General features: G+C 63.8%; 23 protein-coding genes and 1 pseudogene. 7 read left to right on the top strand and 17 right to left on the bottom strand.

The window, feature by feature from the left end:
- Window positions 1-36: 36 nt before the first annotated feature.
- The 7 genes from dapB to NKI18_RS26390 form a co-directional block, all read right to left on the bottom strand.
- Complete coding sequence (gene dapB / locus NKI18_RS26420) at window positions 37-870, bottom strand: 4-hydroxy-tetrahydrodipicolinate reductase (protein ID WP_353021076.1); 834 nt, start codon at window positions 868-870, stop codon at window positions 37-39.
- Entirely contained in the window at window positions 867-2726 is a 1860-nt protein-coding gene (locus NKI18_RS26415) for an ABC transporter ATP-binding protein (RefSeq protein WP_352619934.1), read from the bottom strand. The genes dapB and NKI18_RS26415 overlap by 4 nt, the downstream gene beginning before the upstream one ends.
- 119 nt (window positions 2727-2845) lie before the next feature.
- Window positions 2846-3871: a glucokinase gene (locus tag NKI18_RS26410; RefSeq protein ID WP_352619935.1), complete on the bottom strand. Its 1026-nt coding sequence runs from the start codon at window positions 3869-3871 to the stop codon at window positions 2846-2848.
- Between the two features lie 122 nt (window positions 3872-3993).
- On the bottom strand, window positions 3994-5070 hold the full coding sequence (gene mepA / locus NKI18_RS26405) for a penicillin-insensitive murein endopeptidase (RefSeq protein WP_502900757.1): 1077 nt from the start codon (window positions 5068-5070) through the stop codon (window positions 3994-3996).
- A gap of 56 nt (window positions 5071-5126) precedes the next feature.
- Window positions 5127-6035 (bottom strand): SDR family oxidoreductase, encoded by a 909-nt coding sequence (locus tag NKI18_RS26400; RefSeq protein ID WP_352619937.1) that lies wholly within the window; start codon window positions 6033-6035, stop codon window positions 5127-5129.
- Window positions 6032-7192 carry a tRNA epoxyqueuosine(34) reductase QueG gene (queG, locus tag NKI18_RS26395; protein WP_353021071.1) on the bottom strand — a complete coding sequence of 387 codons (1161 nt, stop codon included), beginning with the start codon at window positions 7190-7192 and terminating at the stop codon, window positions 6032-6034. Before queG ends, NKI18_RS26400 begins: the two co-directional genes overlap by 4 nt.
- Window positions 7173-7865 (bottom strand): glutathione S-transferase family protein, encoded by a 693-nt coding sequence (locus NKI18_RS26390; RefSeq protein WP_023678968.1) that lies wholly within the window; start codon window positions 7863-7865, stop codon window positions 7173-7175. The genes queG and NKI18_RS26390 overlap by 20 nt, the downstream gene beginning before the upstream one ends.
- 162 nt (window positions 7866-8027) lie before the next feature.
- On the opposite strand from NKI18_RS26390, the gene NKI18_RS26385 reads away from it, so the two are divergent.
- Entirely contained in the window at window positions 8028-8834 is an 807-nt protein-coding gene (locus NKI18_RS26385; protein WP_352619939.1) for an undecaprenyl-diphosphate phosphatase, read from the top strand.
- Between the two features lie 94 nt (window positions 8835-8928).
- A complete protein-coding gene (locus tag NKI18_RS26380; RefSeq protein ID WP_353021069.1) occupies window positions 8929-10179 on the top strand; it encodes a flavin-containing monooxygenase in 1251 nt (416 codons plus the stop codon).
- Between the two features lie 80 nt (window positions 10180-10259).
- Here the strand turns inward: NKI18_RS26380 and NKI18_RS33440 are convergent.
- From NKI18_RS33440 to rsmI, 5 genes and pseudogenes are all read right to left on the bottom strand, one after another.
- Window positions 10260-10387, bottom strand: a pseudogene (locus NKI18_RS33440) (YraN family protein); the annotation flags it as partial.
- A 99-nt stretch (window positions 10388-10486) separates the two neighbouring features.
- Entirely contained in the window at window positions 10487-10723 is a 237-nt protein-coding gene (locus tag NKI18_RS26375; RefSeq protein ID WP_352619941.1) for a metallothionein, read from the bottom strand.
- An 83-nt stretch (window positions 10724-10806) separates the two neighbouring features.
- Window positions 10807-11775: a complex I NDUFA9 subunit family protein gene (locus NKI18_RS26370; RefSeq protein WP_352619942.1), complete on the bottom strand. Its 969-nt coding sequence runs from the start codon at window positions 11773-11775 to the stop codon at window positions 10807-10809.
- Window positions 11776-11967: 192 nt separating this feature from the next.
- Window positions 11968-12345 carry a YraN family protein gene (locus NKI18_RS26365; RefSeq protein ID WP_023678973.1) on the bottom strand — a complete coding sequence of 126 codons (378 nt, stop codon included), beginning with the start codon at window positions 12343-12345 and terminating at the stop codon, window positions 11968-11970.
- Window positions 12338-13264, bottom strand: coding sequence for a 16S rRNA (cytidine(1402)-2'-O)-methyltransferase (gene rsmI, locus NKI18_RS26360; protein WP_353021065.1), 927 nt, complete (start codon window positions 13262-13264; stop codon window positions 12338-12340). The genes NKI18_RS26365 and rsmI overlap by 8 nt, the downstream gene beginning before the upstream one ends.
- Window positions 13265-13425: 161 nt before the next feature.
- On the opposite strand from rsmI, the gene NKI18_RS26355 reads away from it, so the two are divergent.
- A complete protein-coding gene (locus NKI18_RS26355; RefSeq protein WP_023678975.1) occupies window positions 13426-13611 on the top strand; it encodes a hypothetical protein in 186 nt (61 codons plus the stop codon).
- A gap of 7 nt (window positions 13612-13618) precedes the next feature.
- Complete coding sequence (locus NKI18_RS26350; RefSeq protein ID WP_352619944.1) at window positions 13619-13804, top strand: hypothetical protein; 186 nt, start codon at window positions 13619-13621, stop codon at window positions 13802-13804.
- A 70-nt stretch (window positions 13805-13874) separates the two neighbouring features.
- Here NKI18_RS26350 and NKI18_RS26345 read toward each other — a convergent pair whose 3' ends face one another.
- The 5 genes from NKI18_RS26345 to rph are packed head-to-tail and all read right to left on the bottom strand — an operon-like array spanning window position 13875 to window position 17184.
- Complete coding sequence (locus NKI18_RS26345) at window positions 13875-14198, bottom strand: low molecular weight protein tyrosine phosphatase family protein (protein WP_352619945.1); 324 nt, start codon at window positions 14196-14198, stop codon at window positions 13875-13877.
- A gap of 4 nt (window positions 14199-14202) precedes the next feature.
- Window positions 14203-15366: a radical SAM family heme chaperone HemW gene (hemW, locus tag NKI18_RS26340; RefSeq protein WP_352619946.1), complete on the bottom strand. Its 1164-nt coding sequence runs from the start codon at window positions 15364-15366 to the stop codon at window positions 14203-14205.
- Window positions 15363-16025: an RdgB/HAM1 family non-canonical purine NTP pyrophosphatase gene (gene rdgB, locus NKI18_RS26335; protein WP_352619947.1), complete on the bottom strand. Its 663-nt coding sequence runs from the start codon at window positions 16023-16025 to the stop codon at window positions 15363-15365. Before rdgB ends, hemW begins: the two co-directional genes overlap by 4 nt.
- Window positions 16025-16435, bottom strand: a complete 411-nt coding sequence (locus tag NKI18_RS26330; RefSeq protein WP_023678980.1) for a VOC family protein — start codon at window positions 16433-16435, stop codon at window positions 16025-16027. Before NKI18_RS26330 ends, rdgB begins: the two co-directional genes overlap by 1 nt.
- A 32-nt stretch (window positions 16436-16467) precedes the next feature.
- Window positions 16468-17184 (bottom strand): ribonuclease PH, encoded by a 717-nt coding sequence (rph, locus tag NKI18_RS26325; protein ID WP_254818003.1) that lies wholly within the window; start codon window positions 17182-17184, stop codon window positions 16468-16470.
- A gap of 146 nt (window positions 17185-17330) precedes the next feature.
- Here rph and hrcA point away from each other — a divergent pair, with 146 nt between their 5' ends.
- The 3 genes from hrcA to NKI18_RS26310 all read left to right on the top strand — a co-directional run bounded on the left by hrcA (window position 17331) and on the right by NKI18_RS26310 (window position 20132).
- Window positions 17331-18443 (top strand): heat-inducible transcriptional repressor HrcA, encoded by a 1113-nt coding sequence (gene hrcA / locus NKI18_RS26320; RefSeq protein ID WP_502900756.1) that lies wholly within the window; start codon window positions 17331-17333, stop codon window positions 18441-18443.
- 36 nt (window positions 18444-18479) lie between these two features.
- Window positions 18480-18677 (top strand): hypothetical protein, encoded by a 198-nt coding sequence (locus NKI18_RS26315; protein WP_023678983.1) that lies wholly within the window; start codon window positions 18480-18482, stop codon window positions 18675-18677.
- Window positions 18678-18776: 99 nt separating this feature from the next.
- The gene (locus tag NKI18_RS26310) at window positions 18777-20132 is read left to right on the top strand and encodes a PQQ-dependent sugar dehydrogenase (protein ID WP_352619948.1); all 1356 of its coding nucleotides are present in this window, start codon (window positions 18777-18779) and stop codon (window positions 20130-20132) included.
- Window positions 20133-20163 lie beyond the last annotated feature (31 nt).

Genomic DNA, 20163 nt, shown 5'->3' with positions numbered 1-20163 from the left:
GATCAGCCAAATCTGTGGATCAGCCAAATCTGTGGATCAGCTTGTCAGGCCGAGCACGTCCCGCATCGAATAGAGGCCCGGCTTGCGGCCGCGCGCCCACAGGGCTGCCTTGACCGCGCCGCGGGCAAAGATCGCCCGGTCCTCGGCATGATGGGCAAGCGTGATGCGCTCGCCGGTACCGGCCAGCACCACACTGTGGTCGCCGACCACCGAGCCGCCACGCAAGCTGGCGAAACCGATCGAGCCTGCCTTGCGCACACCGGTATGGCCGTCGCGCACGCGAACATCGTTGCCGGCAAATGCTACGCCGCGCCCGGCAGCGGCGGCCTCGCCGAGCAGCAGCGCCGTGCCCGACGGCGCATCGACCTTGTGCCGGTGGTGCATTTCCAGGATCTCGATGTCGAAATCGTCGGCATCGAGCGCGCGCGCCGCCTGCTCAACCAGCACCGCCAGCAGATTGACGCCGAGGCTCATATTGCCTGACTTGACCACCGTCGCGTGCCGCGCCGCCGCCGCGATCCTGGCATTGTCTTCAGCCGAGCAGCCGGTTGTGCCGATGATATGGGCGATGCGCGCCTGCGCCGCGTAGCCGGCGAATTCGACGGTCGCCGCCGGCGTGGTGAAATCGAGCACGCCGTCGGCCTTGGCGAAGGCCGGCAGCGGATCGTCGCCGATCGCCACCTCGAGCCTGCCGACGCCGGCCAGCTCGCCGGCATCCTTGCCGAGATGGGGCGAACCGGCCCGCTCGATGGCGCCGGCGACGCGGGCGCCCGGTATCGTGTGGATGGCGCGGATCAGCGCCTGGCCCATGCGGCCGGCCGCACCGACCACCACCAGGCCCATTTCACTGACGGTCGGCGTGTCACTCATGAAAGTCTCCCGGTCGCCTTTTTCGCGCGGACATTTTGCGCCGCAGTCTGGATTGGCTTGCCGTCGTCGACAAGCCCCAGCCCCTTCCTGCCTTGCACCCGGTGGAACCGGGCATAGACGCTGTGCGGGTCGGCCATCAGCGAGGCATGCGTGCCCTGTTCGACCAGCCGGCCCTGCTCCAGCACGATGATATGATCGGCATTGACCACCGTCGACAGCCGGTGCGCGATGACAATGGTGGTGCGCCCTTCCATGACATGGGTCAGCGCTTCCTGGACGCGGGCCTCGGCCTCGTTGTCGAGCGCCGAGGTCGCTTCATCGAGCAGCAGGATCGGCGCCTGCCGAACGATAGCGCGTGCAATTGATACGCGCTGGCGCTGGCCGCCCGACAGCGTCACGCCGTTCTCGCCGACGGGCGTGTCGTAGCCTTGCGGCTGCTGGCGAATGAAATCGTGTGCCGCGGCCTGTTGGGCGGCGCGTTCAATCTCTGCGTCGGTGGCGCTCAGCCTGCCGTACCGGATGTTGTCGCGGATGGTGCCTTCGAACAGATAGGGCTGCTGCGAGACATAGGCGATCGAGCCGCGCAGCGAATGCTTGGTGACCTTTGAAATGTCCTGGCCGTCGATTTCGATGCTGCCCGACTCGACATCGTGGAAGCGCTGCAGCAGCGCAACCAGCGTCGTCTTGCCGGCGCCCGAGGCTCCGACGATGGCGGTCACCTTGCCGGCGGCGGCGACAAAGCTCAGATCCTGCAGGACCGGCGCCCCTTCGACATAGCGGAAGGACACGTTGTTGAAGCGCACTTCGCCAGAGGTGAATTTCGCCTCGGCGGCTCCCGGCACGTCACCCTGCTGCGGCTCGAGGTCGAGAAGCTCGTAGATCATGCGCGCATTGACCAGCGACTTTTCCATACCGACCTGCATGCGCGCCAGCCGCCTGGCCGGATCATAGGCAAGCAGCAGGGCGGTGATGAAGGCAAACACCGCGCCCGGCGGCTGGCCGCCGACGGTCGCCCGGTAGCCGGAATAGGCGATGACACCGGCGACGGCGAAGCCGGCCAGCATTTCGGAGATCGGCGTCAGCCGTTCCGAGACGCGGGCGATCTTGTTTGCCCGCTGCTCGGCGCCCGCGACGAGGCCGCCGATGCGGCGCGACAGCTCGTCTTCCAGGGTGAAGGCCTTGACGATAGCGATGCCTTGCGTCGCTTCCTGCATGGCGCCGATCAGCCGCGAGTTGATCTGCACCGATTCACGGGTGATGCGACGCACCCGGCGCATCAGATAGGTGACACTGTAGATCAAGGGCGGCCCGATCAGTAGCGACATCGCCGAGAGCATCGGGTCCTGCCAGATCATGACGCCAACCAGCGCGACAAGCGATACGGCATCGCGCGCCAGCGATGTCAGCGTCATCGACAGGAGATCGCGGATGCCGTTGACGTTCTCGTTGATCTGCGCGGCGAGCCGGCCCGAGCGGGTGTCATTGAAGAAGCCGACGCCGAGCTTCATCAGATGGTCGAAGATGCGGCGTTGATAGCGCGCCACCAGATTGTTGCCGATTTTGGCCAGCGTCACTGCCTGGCCGTAGCTGGCCAGGCCGCGCAGCATAAAGGCGGCCAGGATCGACACGCTGATCAGCGCGATAAGATCGCCGCGCCGTTGGTAGAAGATCTGATCGATGACATCCTTCATGATCCAGGCGGTGAAGGCGGTCGTCGCCGCGATCGTCACCAGGCACAGCACGGCAAGAACATAGTACCAGCGATAATCGCGGCTGTTTTCGGCGATGATGCGGCGGATCACCGCCACGATCTCGCTGGGACGGACTTTCCCTTTGGTTGGTGCTGGAAGTGTCAAGTTGGAGCGCTTTGTGGTTTCGGTTCGGCCGGGCTGCAATTCGGCAACCTCTTAACGCCCCGATGGCGGCTTGCCTATGGCCGGGGACGGCGAAACTTCGTCGCGGCGCAGCTTGTGTCTTAGACCCGCCAGCGCCGCCCCGCCGTCTGCACGCCGAACAGCGACGGATTTCTCGCATAGGCGGCCAACCCTAAAAGCGCCGCCAGCGGATGGGTGATGACATAGACCGGCATGCTGCGCATCAGGGCGCTGTGCGGCGCCTTGTCCTCGAAGGCGGCGCGGAAATTGCCGGTGCGCAGTGCCGGCAGGATTTTTTGCGCGATGCCGCCGGTGAGAAACACGCCGCCGCGGCTCATGAACACTAGAGCGAGATCGCCGGCGGTGCGTCCCAGGCAAGTGACGAAGATCGACAGCGCCTCTTCGGCCACCGGATCGTTCTTTGCCAGCGCCGCGGCGGTGACCTCGGCAGGCGTTGTAAAGGGAGACGGCTTGCCGTCCGCCTTGGCCACGGCCCGGTAGGCATTGACCAGGCCGCGTCCGGACAGGATCTGTTCGCCGGAGATGCGGCCCTCGAGCTTCTCGATATGCGGAAACACCTGGAAATCGCGCGGCGAGCGCGGGCCGATATCCATATGGCCGCCCTCGCCGGGTACCGGTATCCAGTGATGCAGCGCATAAACCAGCCCGGCGACACCGAGCCCGGTTCCCGGGCCGAGCACCACCCGCCCGGAATTCGGTTCCGGCTCGTCGCCGCCGATCTTTTCCATATGCTCTTCGCCGAGCGCGACGACAGCCAGCGCCTGTGCCTCGAAGTCGTTGAGCACCACGACGTCGCTGAGACCGAGACTGGCGAACATCTGTTTAGGCTTGACGATCCATGGGCAATTGGTAAGCGGGATCTCGTCGCTTTCGACAGGACCGGCTACCGCCAGCACAGCTGAATTCGGCCGGACCAACGAGCGGTCGAGCACGGCCGACTGGATCGCCTCGTCTATCGTATTGAAGTTGGCGGTCTGGACGATCGTCGGCTCGCCGGCCTCGGAATTCGCGTCGAGCACAATCGAGAAGCGCGCATTGGTGCCGCCTATGTCGCCGATCAGGATCGGAAATCGCAACAAAGTGTCGTCGTCGCTTACGCCTGGCATGCTCTCGTCCGTTCCCGACGCGTATCGCCGTTCTCTCTCGTTGACTAGCGCATGACCGCAAAAAGGGAAATCGGTTTCGAAATGGAGATGCACGGATGCAGACAGCGAACATGCTGCCCGCATCAGTGCCCCGGTCGTGGCCGCGGCAGCGGAATGCCGATCTCGGGGGTCGCCACAAAGGCGTTCGCCGAGGCCGGAAGCGCTGCCGCGCCGGCTGCGACCGTCGGCGGCGGCGAAGGTTCTGCCGCGATCGGTACGCCGTCGCCATAGTAGGTGACTGCTTCGGCCGAGGCCGGAGCCGGCGCGTCGAGCACGAACTGGCATTGTCTGGGCAGGTTCGCCATCGTCATCACGTCGCGTGCCTTCGGCTTGTCCGGGTTCTTGTTGGGGCGCCACGGCCCCTCGGTGAACCACCAGGCCAGCGCCTGGTCGCAGCCATCGCCCGGCGCCGTCGCTTCCTGCGCCTTGCAGTCGGGTGATCCAGCCTGGCAGCCGATGCGAATGTGGAAGTGGTAGTCGTGGCCCCAGAACGGCCTGACCTTGCGCAACCAGCCGCGGTCGCCTTTGACCGTGTCGCAGAGCTTCTTCTTGATCCCTGGATTGACCAGGATGCGCTCGACTTCGGGATAGCTCGCGGCGCGCTTCAACAGCCGCGTATGCATCGGCGTCCACACGCCGTCCTTCACCAAGTGGGTTTTTTCATCGACCATCAAGGTAGCGCTGATGTTTTCGCGCTCTTCGGCCGAGAGCTTGCGGTCGGGCATCGGCGTCAGCCAGATGTCGGCGTCGAGGCCGATCTGGTGGGAGGCATGGCCGGTCAGCATCGGCCCGCCGCGCGGCTGCGAAATGTCGCCGATCAATAGGCCCGGCCAGCCGTCGGCGGCAGCGTCGCGCGACAATTTCTCGATCAGCGCGATCATTGCGGGATGACCCCAGCGGCGGTTGCGCGACGGCCGCATCACCTCCCAGTGCCGGCCGTCCATGGGCAGGGCGACGCCGCCGGAAAAACAGCCTTTGGAGTAGAAGCCGATCGATTGCGCTGCTGCGAGTGCCGGCAGCTTTTTGGCGCCAAACAGGTCTTTTGCCCGTTGCTCGGCGCTCGCCGTCTGCGTTGCAAGCGCCGCCAAGCCGGCGACGGCCAGTGCTGCCGTCAGCAGCAGCGTTTTGCCCGGCAAGGCTCGCGCTAACGTCTTTCCCAAGCTGGACCCCTCCGCGATTTGAACCGCATCATACCACAGCCCGCGCAACGCATCGATCATGACCGTTTCATCGGGCTGCGCGCCTCGCCGTCGCGCCAGTCGCCGCTCGCCCACATGGCATCGAGCGCCGAGCGATAGTCGGGAAAGCGAAAGCCATAACCGGCCGCCTTGATCGCCGCGTTGGCGACACGCTTGTTCTCGCCGTAGAAAGACCGCGCCATGGGCGAAAGTTGGGCGGTCTCGAACGGAATTTCGGGCGGCGGCTCGACGCCCATCAGCTTTGCGGCATAGGCGACGACGTCCTGCGGCGGCGCCGGCAGGTCGTCGGTGACATTGAAGATGCCGCCGCGATTGCCCTCGGCCAGATGCCAGAGCGCGCCGGCAATATCGTCGCAATGGACGCGGTTGAACACCTGGTCCGGCTTGACCAGTCGCCGGGCGGTACCGTTTTCGAGATTGACCAGGGCGTTGCGGCCCGGCCCATAGATGCCGGAAAGCCGCAGGATCGCCACCGGCCGGTGGATGTCATGGCCCAGTTGTAGCCAATCCTGCTCGGCTGCGACACGCATCACCGACCGTTTCGACAACGGCCGGCATTCGGCGGCCTCGTCCACCCAGTTGCCGCCATGGTCGCCATAGACGCCGACGGTCGAGAGATAGGCGATCCATTCGAGCTCCGGCATGTTGGCCGCGATCTCCTCGCGTGCCGCGCCCAGCACCGGGTCGCCGGCCTCGTCCGGCGCGACCGAGACGACGAGATGGGTTGTCTTCTCAAGGGCATCGCCGATTTCGGAGGTCAGCGTGCCATCGAAACGCAGCGGCACGATACCGGCTTGCCGCAGCGCCGCGAGTTTTTCCAGCGTCCGTGTTGTGCCGAAGATCGTTGTGTCGGCATCCCTGTTGGCGCGGGCGAAGGCCTTGCCCGAATAACCGGCGCCGAAGATGAAAATCTGCTTTTTTGTCATGTATGCGCCTTGATCGGCTTTGGCCGGGCCAGAAGCCATTCGCCTCTCACCGCCTCGTCATCTTCTGCTTGCAAAGCGGCTGCGGCACGTTCGGCAAACTCCCGACCCGGCACCAGCCGCGACAGCGCCCATACCGCAGCTCCGCGAACCAGGGGCGAGGCGTCGTCGAGCAGCGCGCGGACGGCGCCGGCCAGCGACAAGTCCTGGGAATTGCCGGCCGCTATCAGCACGTTGCGGATAAAACGGGCGCGGCCGATGCGCTTGATCGGCGAGCCCGAAAAAAGCACGCGGAAGGCAGCGTCGTCGAGGCGCAGCAGCTCGGCGATCGGCGGTTCGCGCAAGTCCGCGCGGGCGGCAAGCTTTGCCTCCGAAGCGGCTTGGGCGAACTTGTTCCACGGGCACGCGGCCAGGCAGTCGTCGCAGCCATAGATGCGATTGCCGATCTTTTCCCGGAACTCATGCGGGATCGGTCCTTTGTTCTCGATGGTGAGGTATGAAATGCAGCGCCGCGCATCGAGCCGGTAAGGCGCCGGAAAGGCGTCCGTCGGGCAAACGTCGAGGCACGCCCGGCAGGAGCCGCAATGATCGTTCTCAGGCGCGTCCGACACCAGCTCGGCCGTCGTGAAGATGGTGCCGAGGAACAGCCAGGAGCCATGCGTTCGGCTGACCAGGTTGGTGTGCTTGCCTTGCCAGCCGAGGCCGGCCGCCTCGGCCAGCGGCTTTTCCATCACCGGCGCGGTGTCGACAAACACTTTCACGTCCCCACCGGCTCGCGCCACGATCTTGCCGGCGATCTCCTTCAGCCGGCCCTTCATCACGTCATGATAGTCGCGGTTCTGCGCATAGGCCGAGATCGCGCCGCGGTCGCGCTTTGCCAGGATGTCGCGTGGGTCGTGGTCGGGGCCGTAATTCATCGCCAGCACGATGATCGAGCGGACCTCTGGCCAAAGCGTCGTCGGTTTGCCTCGCCGCTCGAGCGTTTCGGCAATCCAGCCCATCGAGCCGTGAAAGCCGTCGGCAACGAATTCGGCCAGCCGTTCCGGCGCCTGCGGAATCGCATCGGGCGTGGTGACGGCAACGGCGTCGAAGCCGGCATTCCGCGCCTCGCGGTCGATCAGCGCGCGCAGCTTTGCCGTATCAGAAATCGAGGTCCGCATAATGTGACACCGGCGACAGGCCGCGCACCCGGTCGGACAGAAGCGGCCGGAACGAAGGCCGTGATTTCACCCTTGTATACCATTCGCGCGCGGCGCTGTGTTCGCGCCAGTCGATCTCGCCGAGATAGTCGAGCACCGACAGTGCTGCCGCCGCCGCGAGATCGGCATAGGTGACCTTGTTGCCGGCCAGCCAATGACGGGTGCCGGCCAGCCAGTTGGTGTATTTCATGTGCTGGCGGATATTGGCGCGGGCGGCGCGGATCGCCGCCGAATCGGGCGAGCCGCCGCCTGCCGTTTCCGGCATGACCGGCTTCAGAACGCGCTCGCGCACCAGATGCCGGGTGACTTCGCTTTCCGCCTTGTTGAGGTACCAGTCGGTCAGCCGGCGGATTTCGGCGCGCTCCATCGGATCCTCGGCGAATAGCCGCTTGTCGCGCTTGAGTACGCCGCGCGTCTCGTCGAGATATTCGGCAATGACCACTGCGCCGACGATAGGCACGTCGCCCTCGGCAAGCAGGATGGGCAGCGTGCCGGCCGGGTTCAGCGCCAGGAACTCCTTGCGCCGCGTCCACGGCTTCTCCTCGATCAGCGCCAGTTCCTCGCCATACTCACCAAAGGCGAGGCGGACGAAGCGGCAGCTGGCGAACATCGGATGGTGGAAAAGCGTCAGCATGGTCCCGCGATAATAGAGCGCACTGGCAAATCGCCGGCTGCGCCGGTAAGTCTTGGCCGCCCGATTCAGCGGGCTGTCAGGGTGCTGCGACCTATAGGGGGAGTTCCGCGCCGTGACAAGCAAGCCCTTTTCTCAAGCCCTCACTCCAACGCCGAGGTTGCCATGGAAAGCCAGACCGTCGTCGAAGCGCTGCTGCTCGGCCTGCTCGAGGGCCTGACCGAGTTTATTCCGGTGTCTTCGACCGGTCATATCCTGCTCGCCGGCCATTTCCTCGGTTTTCATTCGACCGGAAAGGCCTTCGAAATCCTGATCCAGCTCGGCGCCATATTGGCGATCCTCAGCGTCTATTTCCGCCGTCTCTGGAAGATGCTGCTCGAGCTGCCCTACGATCGGCTGACGCGGCATTTCGTCCTTGGCATTCTCATCGCATTCCTGCCGGCGGCCATTGTCGGCGCACTGGCGCATGATTTCATCAAGACGGTGCTGTTCGAATCGCCGCGGCTGATCTGCATCATGCTGATCATCGGCGGTGTCATCCTGCTGCTGGTCGATCGCATGAAGCCGAAGCCGTATTACCACGATGTCGAGCGGTTTCCGACCAGACTTTATCTGCAGATCGGGCTGTTTCAGTGCTTGTCGCTAATCCCCGGCACGTCACGCTCGGGCTCGACCATCGTCGGCGCGCTGCTGCTCGGCGTCGACAAGCGGGCGGCGGCGGAATTCTCCTTCTTCCTTGCCATCCCGACGATGGTCGGCGCCTTCGCCTTCGACCTGTTCAAGAACCGCAATGTGCTAAGCAGCGCCGACTTGCCCATCATCGCCGTCGGCTTCGTTGCCGCCTTCGTCACCGCGCTAATCGTCGTGCGCTTCCTGCTCGACTACGTCTCGCGCCATGGCTACGCGCTGTTCGGCTGGTGGCGGCTGGTCGTCGGCATCGTCGGGCTGGCGGGGCTGGCAATCTGGGGGTGAGCCGGCGCGGATAGCGCAATCCCAGCCGGAACTCTATTCTTGCCCGAAGCCGAGCCATACGATCTTGTGGACGTATGGTTGGCAGGGGGAATGCATGAGCGAAGTTCTTGACGCCCTCGTTATTGGCGCCGGTCCGGCGGGACTCGGCGTCAGTTACTTCTTGAAACGGCAGGACCGCGACCACCGTGTGCTCGATCGAGGCCGGATCGGCGAGACGTGGCGAACGCAGCGGTGGAACTCGTTTCGACTGAATTCGCCGACCATTCGCTCCATCTTACCCGGTGATTCCTACGAGGGGCCCGAGCCGTGGGGCGCGATAACCCACCACGAATTTGTCGCGTATCTCGAAGGCTATGCCGACCGGCACCGCCTGCCGGTAAGCACCCAAACTCCGGTGCAAGAGCTGACGAGAGACGACGGGATCTTTCGCATCACCACGACGGACGGGGCATTTCTGGCGCGCAACGTGGTGATCGCCACCGGCGACCAGAATCGGCAGGTCCGGCCAGCAGGGTCGGCGGATTTGCCAACCGCAATTGGCCAAGTCGATTCCTCGGCTTATCGCAACCCGGCCGAGTTCGAGAGTGGCGCGGTGCTGGTGGTCGGCAGCGGCCAGTCGGGCGGCCAGATCGCCGAGGATCTGGCGTTGGCAGGACGTGTGGTCTTTTTGGCGACCAGCCGCAACGGCCGTTGGGTGCGGCGCTACCGCAGGGGCAACATACTTAAATGGCTGACGCTGTCCGGTTTTCTCGACGTTCCGCGCAAGGAACTCGTCCTCCCCTCCGGCAAGCTGCAGGCCCGCGCGCTGGTCGGCGCGACCCATACGATCAGCCTGCAATCGCTGAGCGCGCAGGGCGTGGTGCTGCTCGGCCGCTTCAGGGGTGTGGAGAACGGCAACCTTGTCTTCGGCGACGAGCTCGACGACCATATGCGATTTGCCGACGAAGTCTCCGCGAATGCCAAGCGCCTGGTTGACGAGTACATCGAGCGCGCCGGCCTCGATGCGCCACTGGCCGAGGATGATCCAGCCGAGACGATTGAACCGCGCTTGCCCGATCCTCCGATCCGCTCCCTCGACTGGACGGCGAGCGGCATCAGATCAGTGATCTGGTGCACCGGCTTCACCGGCGATTTCTCATGGGTCCGGTTCCCCGGCGCGCTCGATGCAGCCGGCCAGCCCGTCCACGAGGACGGCGTCAGCGCTATTCCAGGTCTCTTTTTCGCCGGCCTCGATTTCGGATCGACGCGGAAGTCGGGCACCATACCGGCCATTCCAGAGGAGGCGGCCGCCGTCGTGGAGCGACTTGTCCAAGCGGGAGCCGACTTGCCACGGAACGGCGTCTAAACGAGCCGTCGAACGCGGGTTCTTGAACGTGCAAGAACATGACAGCTCTGGCGCGATCAAGACGACGCACGCTGCCTTTTGTCGAAGCGCACCGACAATTTTCCGTAGTCCATTGGTGCGACAGCCAGAAATCGCGGGCACCTTCGATACGGCGCTCCGATTCGCGGCCGACTGCATCCATTGCCTCCATCAGCGTGCGGCGGCCTTGACCTTGGCTGGTCGTCGTCGTGCTGACAGCACTGGCCATATGGGATGAGCCGGCGCAGTCGTTCGGAATGGTCGACCTGGAGACGCCAAAGGAGGTGCATCAAGGCGCGCGATCGGTCAGCGCGTTCGCACCTTCCTCCGCGGCGCAATGTGCGCAGCAGTAGATGATGTCATCCTGTTCGACGCCATGTCCGATGATCCGGCATCCGCAATGCGGACACGTCGGAGCAAGTTTCTGGACCGCGCATTCGAAGCTGTCGAATGTGTAGGTCTCGTCGGCCATCGTCACGTTGAAAGCCTTGTCGTAGTCATTCCCGCATTGATCGCATCTGGCCATAGTTCTTTTCCTTCTTTCACTGGCTTCAAGCTCGACCAACCTGTCGCGCGGCGATAGGTTCCCGCCAGGATCAGGGGGCCGTCCTAAGGCGGAGACGAGAGCGAGCCTACGCGACGGCGCTGTTCGATCACGCGGATCACCTCGTCAATATCCCGCGGCTCGATGTCGAGTTCCTTCAGGCCAGGCGCGTCGATTGCTGCCACATTGTCCTGACGCATAAGATCGATCTGGTTGCGCGTTATGGGGGCAGCCGGGAGGAGTTCCGCGACGCCAGCCAAGGCGTTCCATACCGCAAACGGCACCGGCATCAGCTTGACGTGCGTATCGAGCTGTCGGGCGATCTCCCGAAGCAGTTCCTTATAGGTATAGATACGCGGGCCACCGAATTCGAATATGGATGAACCCTGGGTTCGCCCGTCGATCAGCCGGCTCACTGCTTCTGCGACGTCTGCCACATAGACCGGCTGAAGCCGTGTGCCACCATCGCCGAACAGCGGATAGACCGGCAGGAGGCGTATCATCCTCACAATGGTCGTGAGGAAAGCGTCGTCAGGTCCTGTCATGACGGCGGGACGCACAATGAAAGCGCCGGGAAATGCGCTTTCCACGGCACCTTCTCCGCGCCCGCGCGCCCTTATGTAATTCGAATCCGATTGAGGATCGGAGCCGATCCCTGAAATCTGGACGAACTGGTCGATCGCGCGGTCGCGCGACGCGGCAGCGAGATCGGCCGCGGCTTTCACATGCACGCGTTCAAAGGTCTGGATGCCCTGCTCGACGTAAAGACTGACGGCATTCACGACCGCCTGTGATCCGGTAATGGCCGACCCGATCGAGGACGCATCCAATATATCCGCCTCGACTGCTTCGGGCATCCTTGTAATCGAGGAAAAGACCAGGGCCACGCGAGCCGGATGGCGAGATGCGGCGCGCACCGTGAAACCTCTTTCCAGGAGCCGCTTCACGATCCTGCGCCCGAGAAAGCCAGTTCCGCCGAACACGGTGACGATCCGTTCCGGGTTGAGATCGTCGGGATCCATTTGCCTCGCCATCCCTTTGTCCTCGCATAGCTGCCACGAGGACTGCCCTGGCCGGCATTTGAACCAGCCCGTCGAACATCAGGACGATTGGGGAACAACGCAGGAACGCTTTTGTTCCAGTCAGCGCTGGGCGGATGCTTGACAGATCGGCAAACCATGATCTGAACCGCAGGCGCAGCAAAACGGCCCCACTTCGAGAATGGCCTAGTTTCGCCCGTAAAACACATTCTCGACATGCACCGGCCAGCGCCACGGCAGCACCGCCACCATGTCGAAGCGCACCGATAATTTTCCGTAGTCGGATTGGCGCGACAGCCAGAAATCGGCGGCGCCTTCGATGCGGTGCTCCGATTCGCGACCGACGGCTTCCATTGCCTCCATCAGCGTGCGGCGCGCCTTGACCTCGACGATCAGCACCAGATCGCCACGCCGCGCGATCAGGTCGATCTCGCCGAACCTGGTGCGGTGGCGGCGGGCAAGAATTCGGTAGCCTTTCAGCATCAGCGCCGCCGCCGCCAGCCATTCGCCGTGATGGCCGCGCCGGTAGGCCTTTTGCCGGCTGGCGCTCGGCCGTTCAGCCATCGCCGTCTCCGCCGGTCCCGTCTCTTCCGGCATTCTTGAGGTCGAGCAGCCGACGATAGAGCGTCTGCTTCTGGCCACCCGTCATCTTGGCGGCTTCCGCCGCTGCCTTGGAGGCCGGCATCTCGGCGGCGAGCGAAAGCAGCAGCCGGTCGATGTCTTCAGGCTCATCAGCGACAACATCCGCCAGGCCGACGCAGATGACGATTTCGCCTTTCGGCGTATCAGCTGCGGCGTAATGGCTGGCGAGCGATTGCAGGGTGCCGGTCCGCATCTCCTCGAAGGTCTTGGTCAGCTCGCGGCCGATGGCCGCCTTGCGGGCACCGCCCAGCACCTCGACCATGGCACTGAGCGTCTCGGCCAGCCGGCGCGGCGATTCGAAGAAGATCAACGTTGCCGGCACCGCCTTCAGCGCTTCCAGCCGCGTCAGCCGCTGCCCGGTCTTCACCGGCAGGAAGCCGGCAAACAGAAACGCGTCCGAGGGCAGGCCGGATGCCGTCAAAGCGGCAAGTGCTGCTGATGGGCCGGGGATCGGCACGACACGAATGCCGCGTTCCAGCGCCTCACCGACCAGCCGGTAGCCGGGGTCGGAGATGAGCGGCGTGCCGGCCTCCGAGATCAGCGCTACGCTTTGGCCGGCCAGCAGCGCCGCGATCAGCTTCGGTCCGGCCTCGCCGGCATTGTGCTCGTGGTAGGCGGTGGTGCGGCGGCGGATGCCGTAGCGGTCGAGCAGCACGCGGCTGACACGTGTGTCCTCGCAAGCGACGATGTCGGCGGCGGCGAGCGTTTCCAGCGCGCGCAGCGTGATGTCGGCGAGATTGCCGATAGGCGTCGCCACCAGGTAGAGCGCCGGCTCGAGCGGCCGGCCGGCGATTTCGGTCTGCCCGACCACATAACTGCGTTTGGCCGATTCGCCGGTCACCTGCACAACTCCGTTCGACCCTGTTTGGCACGGCTCACGCTTGGTTGCAAAAGCCTGGGTTGCAAAAGGGATGCCGACGTGAACCAGCCGCCATGCCTTCGCCATAGTAGGGAACGAAACCGTTGCCGGCGAATTTTACCCCTGATCTCGGGAGGAGCAGGATGAACAGCCTGACGATACAGGACGTTTTCGAACCCTACTATGCCGGCCGCAAACGCTTCGCCGCGCCATGCGACAAGAGCCTGCCTGCCGAAGCCGCAGATGGCAGAGCCAAGAAGCCGCTTGCACGCCAGCGATCGGCAGAGAGCAAGCCCGCAAACGAAACCGACCGCACGATGGAGCACTGACCGGACGATGCCCAATCGCTTCGACATTTTCATCACCCGCCTCGAAACAAAAAGCGCCCGCGATGGCGCAGCGTCACATTCCACAGACGACCAGCACCATGCCTCACGCGACAAAAGCGAGATCAAGCCGGCCCGTTCCGGAGACCCCAGCGAAAAAGATCGCGCCAAACACCGCCACAAGCACGAGGCTTGACCCCGCAAACTTTAGCGATCGGTCGAGACAGTTCTCGAAGCGCGGTTGCGAATGCTCCGCGATGTATCATTCAACCCAGATACTTCGAGACACGCGCCTCCAGCAGGCCCACCAGAGCCGGGTCCATGAATGCATAGTCGTCGGGAATATCGAGGCAGATTACTCGAGCCTTTTTCAGGCTTGTCTTGAATTTCTGCTGCAGTTTGGCGCGGTGCGTTTTTTCCATCACGAAGATGATGTCGGCCCAGGCGACGAGTTCATGCGTCAACGGAATGTCGGCATCGTGATTAGTGCCGGCCGAAGCGACCGCGATGTCCCGCCGCTTGGAAAACACCTGCTCCGCCGTCGGGCTGCGCAAGCGATTCTGGCTGCAGATGAAGAGAACGTTCTTCAACGTGCTATCTGGCCAAATCCGCCACGACCGCATCGAGCACGATCATGCCGGCCGGCGTGGCGCGCAGGCGGGCATTGCCGATCGGCGCCACCAGTCCTTCGTCCTGCAGCACCGACAGCCGTGCCGTCGACAGGCCGCGCCCTGAAAATGCCTCGTAGCGGGAAAGGTCGATGCCTTCCGCCAGCCTCAGCCCCATCAGCAGGAACTCGTCGGCCTCTTCCGACCGCGTCAGGACCTCGCCGCCGGTAACGCCATGACCCTTGGCCTCGACCAGATTGGCCCAGGTCTCCGGCATTTTCTCGGCGATCGTCACCACGCGGCGGCCATTTTCGACGAACCGGCCATGCGCGCCGGGACCGACGCCGACATATTCGCCATAACGCCAATAGGTGAGATTGTGCCGGCTTTCGGCGCCGGGCCTGGCGTGGTTGGAAATCTCGTAGGCCGGCAGTCCGCGCGCGGTGGTGATCTCCTGCGTTAACGCGTAGAGATCGGCGGCAAGCTCATTGTCTGGAATGATGAATTTCCTTGCCGCATGCAGTGCATGGAACGGCGTGCCTTCCTCGATGGTCAGCTGATAGAGCGACAGATGGTCTGCGGCGTGGCCGATCGCCTGCTCGAGCTCCGCCTGCCACGCTTCCGGCGTCTGACCGGGCCGCGCGTAGATCAGGTCGAACGACAGCCGTGGGAATATCTCGCGCGCCAGGCCGATCGCATGCAGGGCCTCATCGACATTGTGCAAACGGCCGAGGAAGCGCAGATCCTTGTCGTGCAGCGCCTGCACGCCAAGCGATACCCGGTTGACGCCGGCCGCGCGATAGCCGCGAAAGCGCTCGGCCTCGACCGAGGAAGGATTGGCCTCCAGCGTCACCTCGATGGCATCAGGCACCGTCCAGTTCTTCGCCACTGCATCCAGCACCGCCGCCACGGTCTGAGGCTTCATCAGCGATGGCGTGCCGCCGCCAAGAAAGATACTGGTCACCTCGCGCGGCCCGGTGCGGCCGCGCATCGTCGCCAGCTCGGTCTCGAAGGCGCGGGCAAAACGCTCCTGGTCGACCGGCTGGTGGCGGACATGGCTGTTGAAGTCGCAATAGGGGCATTTGGCCGCGCAGAATGGCCAGTGGACATAGACGCCGAAACCGGGGCTGCGGTCGAGCAGCATGGTCATGCGCCGGCCAATCGGGCTTGCGCGAATTTCTGGAAGGCGCGGGCACGGTGCGACAATGCGGTTGGCTGGCCGGGCTTCCAGCCATGCTTTTCCTCCGCGCTCATCTCGCCGAAGGTCTTTTCGAACCCATCGGGCAAGAACACCGGATCGTAGCCGAAGCCGAGCTCGCCGCGCGGCGGCCATACCAGCGTGCCCTCGACCTCACCGCGAAAATATTCCGCCTGGCCATCGGGGAAGGCCAGGCAGATGACCGCGACAAAGCGGCTCTTGCGCTGGGCAGGCGTGATCGCGCCAACTTCCTGCAAGGCCATTTCCGTGCGCTGCATGGCCATGCCGAAGTCGCGGGAGCCGTCCGGCGTCTCGGCCCAGTTGGCGGTGTAGACGCCGGGTGCGCCGTCGAGCGCATCGACACACAGGCCGGAATCGTCCGACAGCGCCGGCAATCCAGTGGCCTTGGCGGCGGCCAAGGCTTTTATGAGGGCGTTCTGCTCGAAAGTGGTGCCGGTCTCGTCCGGCTCCGGCACGCCGTATTCCTTTGCGGACTTCGCTTCTATGCCGAATGGCGCCATCAGATCGGCGAATTCCCGCAATTTACCGGCGTTATGGCTGGCGACGACGATCTTATGCCCGTCAAGCGAATGAACAGTTGGCGAATGCATCAGATGCCCCAGATTCTTGGCTCGGCGAATTCGATCGAATTGCCCGACGGGTCGCGAATATAGATCGAGCGGCCGCCCTGCGGCCATTCGAACTCGCTTTCGATGGCGATTTTCTTCGCCTCAAGATGCGCTTTCCAGCGTGGGATTTCATCCGCGCTTGCGGCGAAGCAAAGATGGCCCTGGCCGACCGCGCCATGCGGCGGTACTTTGAGCTTGGCGTCGGCCGGCGGCGGCACTTTGGTCGCCTCGGCATTGAACATAAGCAGTACGCTGTCGCCGCAGCGGAAGAAGAGATGCCTGCCATCGACCTTGCCGAGCAGATCGAGCCCGAGCACGCCCGAATAGAACCGTTCCGCGGCAGCAAGGTCCGTCACGTAGAGTGCTGATTCCAGGATTGCAGAAGGAGTCACAGGATCGCCAATCTCATCAATATTGACCGCAGCTAAGCCACCGCCATTTGCTGCAAGCTGACCAGGCGCTGAATACCTTTCTTGGCGAGCCCCATCAGCGCCGCGAACTGCTCTTCCGAGAACGGCTCGCCCTCGGCCGTGCCTTGGATCTCGACGATGCCGCCCTTGCCGGTCATGACGAAATTGGCGTCGGTGCCGGCCGAGGAATCCTCGATATAGTCGAGGTCGATGACCGGCTGGCCATCATGGATGCCGCAGGAGATCGCCGCAACGTGATCCTTCAGCACCTTGCCCAGGCTCGCCATCTGGCGGGCTTCCATCCAGCGCAGGCAGTCGTAGAGCGCCACCCAGCCGCCGGTGATCGAAGCGGTGCGCGTGCCGCCGTCGGCCTGGATCACGTCGCAGTCGACGGTGATCTGCTGCTCGCCGAGCGCCTGCAGATCGACCACGGCGCGCAGGGAGCGGCCGATCAGCCGCTGGATTTCCAGCGTGCGGCCGCCTTGTTTGCCGGCCGAAGCCTCGCGGCGCATGCGCTCGCCGGTCGAACGCGGCAGCATGCCGTATTCCGCCGTCACCCAGCCCTTGCCGGAGTTGCGCATCCAGCCCGGCACCTTTTCCTCCAGGCTGGCCGTACACAGCACATGCGTGTCGCCGAACTTCACCAGGCACGAGCCTTCCGCATGCTTGGAGACGCCGCGCTCGAAGGAGATGGGGCGCATTTCGTCGAATTGGCGTTTGGAAGGGCGCATTCAGGCTTCTTTCTTTCTTCGGAATCTTGGCCGGGGAATCTTGGCCGGCTTGTAGCCGCACGGGGCGTGAGGCGCAAAGGAAAATGGACCGGTTGCGCCGACACCGCGGAAGTCTATATCTTCGGGGCGGAGGTTTTTGGCTCGAAATGACAAAGGCAGTCGATCCCGGTTTGCAGTCGCACGTGCTCCCGTCGCACGCGCTGCAATCGCCCGCGCTTCAATCGCTCGACATGCGTTCGCGCGACATCTTCCGGCGCATCGTCGATTCCTATTTGAGGGATGGCGAGCCGGTCGGTTCGCGCAGCCTGTCGCGCATCCTGCCGTCGTCGCTGTCGCCGGCCACCATCCGCAACGTGATGAGCGACCTTGAGCATCTCGGCCTGATCTATGCGCCGCACATTTCGGCTGGCCGGCTGCCGACCCAGGCAGGCCTGCGCTTCTTCGTCGATGCTTTCATGGAACTTGGTGACCTCTCCGACGAGGAGCGCCGCACCATCGAGGCCCAGGTGCGCGCCTCCGGCTCGGGCGCGACGCTGGAGCATATGCTGACCGAGGCCAGCCAGATGCTGTCCGGCATGTCGCGCGGCGCCGGCCTCGTGCTCGCCGCCAAGAATGAGGTGGCGCTTAAGCACATCGAATTCATCCAGCTCGAGCCGACCAAGGCGCTGGCCGTGCTGGTCTCGCAGAACGGCGACGTCGAAAATCGCGTCATCGATCTGCCCCCCGGCATCACCATCTCGCAATTGCACGAAGCCTCCAACTTCCTCAACGCCCATATCCGCGGTCGCACCCTGGCCGAGGCGCGGGTCGAGATCGCCCGCATCAAGGAAGAGACCAGGGCAGCCCTCGACACGCTGTCGCAGGATCTGGTCGAGAAGGGCCTGGCGGTCTGGGCAGGCGCTGAAAGCGGCGTGCCTGGGCGGCTTATCGTGCGCGGCCGCGCCAATCTCCTGGAAAACGTCACTGCCCAGGCCGACATAGAATTGCTGCGGCATCTGTTTGAGGATCTGGAGACGCAGGATGGGCTGATCCAGCTTCTCGACCTCGCCGAGGCAGGCCCAGGCGTGCGCATATTCATCGGTTCGGAAAACAAGCTGTTTTCGCTGTCTGGCTCCTCGCTGGTGGTGGCACCCTATCGCGACAAGGACGCGCGCGTCGTCGGTGCGCTCGGCGTCATCGGGCCGACGCGGCTGAATTATGCGCGCATAGTACCGATGGTCGACTATACCGCGCAGCTGATTTCGCGCATGCTGAGCTAGGAGCCGCCGCGGGCCTGCCGCAAGGAGGAGAAAAGAATGGCGCTGGAATCGTTCAAGGCCCAGATCAGTCTGCTGCTCGAAGAAATGATCAACCAGCCAGAGGATCAGCACGAGGTGCAAGAGCAATTGCGCGAGAAGCTGCAAGAGATGCGGGCGATGGGTTTGCCACTGCCGGCCGATCTGGTCGCGCTGGAAAAGCGCCTCGACGACGACTTTTACGCCTCTGGCAACTGAACGGGTTCGGCTTCAAATCCTCGTGTGCTGGACGGCCGCTTGGAACGATCAATACCTGATGCCGTTTGCCCTGTTCGAGGCGAATCCCGGAGGACGTTGATGATCCGATCTGGCGGCTTTGCGGCCGTTGCCGCTGCCCTCCTTGTTGCGACACCGGCAGCCGCCCAGCAGGCGGACCAGAATGTGCTCAAAGGCGAAGCCGCGTTTGGCGATTGGCACGCCGACAGGCCTGGCGTCCGACGCCTGATTGGACCGCGAGACATGCCGGCAGCCGACCCCGCCCAATCCGCTTCGAACGGCGCCGGCGTGGCGGAACGGCCCGAAAGCGCCAAGCCAGAATTGCCGTCGGGCTTTTCGGCTGAAATGATCGCATCAGGCATCGTCAATCCACGTGTCGTGCGCGTCGCTCCGAATGGCGACCTGTTTGTTGCCAACAGCCATGCCGAACAAATACGCGTCTATCGTCTCGCCGAGGGCAGCGCCAAGCCCATCGAGAAAGCGATCTTCGCCAAGGGGCTCAATTATCCCTACGGCATCGCCTTCTATCCGCCAGGAGACAAACCGCAATGGGTTTATGTCGCGAACAGCGACAGCATCGTCCGCTTCCCCTATCGCGATGGCGACCTGAAGACATCCGGCAAACCAGAAACCATTGTCGCCCAAATCCCGTCGGGTGGTCACACGACCCGCGACATCGCCTTCTCGCAGGACGGCAAAACGCTTTATTTGTCGGTTGGCTCCGCCTCGAACGTCGCCGAGGATATAGGCAAGGAGCCGGATAGCGGCCTCGACGCCTGGGCCAAATCAAAGCCGCTCGGGGCGGTCTGGGGCTCCGAGGACGGCCGTGCCGATGTGCTCGCCTTTGACCCGGATGGGAAAAATCCCCGAACTGTCGCCACCGGCCTGCGCAACTGTACGGGCATGACCGTGCAGCCCGCCACCGGCGCATTGTGGTGCGTCGTCAATGAGCGCGACGAACTCGGCGACAATGTGCCGTTCGAATTTGCAACAGCGGTCAAGGACGGCGGATTCTATGGTTGGCCTTGGTACTACATCGGCAATAACGAGGATCCGCGCCATCAGGGCGAGCGGCCAGACCTCGCCGGCAAGGCCACTGTCCCCGATGTATTGATGCAGGCGCATTCGGCGCCGATGAATATAGCCTTCTACGACGGCAAGAACTTCCCGGCGGATTACCAGGGTGACGCCTTCGTCGCCATGCATGGTTCGTGGAACCGTGGCGCCAGGACCGGCTATAAGGTGGTGAGGCTCAAATTCAGGGATGGCAAGCCGACCGGCGAATATGAGGACTTCATGACCGGCTTCGTCATCTCGAATGACGCCGTCTGGGGCCGCCCGGTCGGTGTCGCGATGGCCAAGGACGGCTCGCTGATCGTCACAGAGGACGGTAATGGCACCATCTGGCGCGTTACCTACGAAGACGGCCGCTCCTGAACGGCGGTGTCGCCTGCTGCGCTGGCGCAAT

The sequence above is a fragment of the Mesorhizobium sp. M0800 genome (genome assembly GCF_040320095.1).
GTDB lineage: Bacteria > Pseudomonadota > Alphaproteobacteria > Rhizobiales > Rhizobiaceae > Mesorhizobium.
The sequence above is the reverse complement of the archived record's forward strand: the minus strand, read 5'-3'. Positions and strand labels throughout refer to the sequence as shown.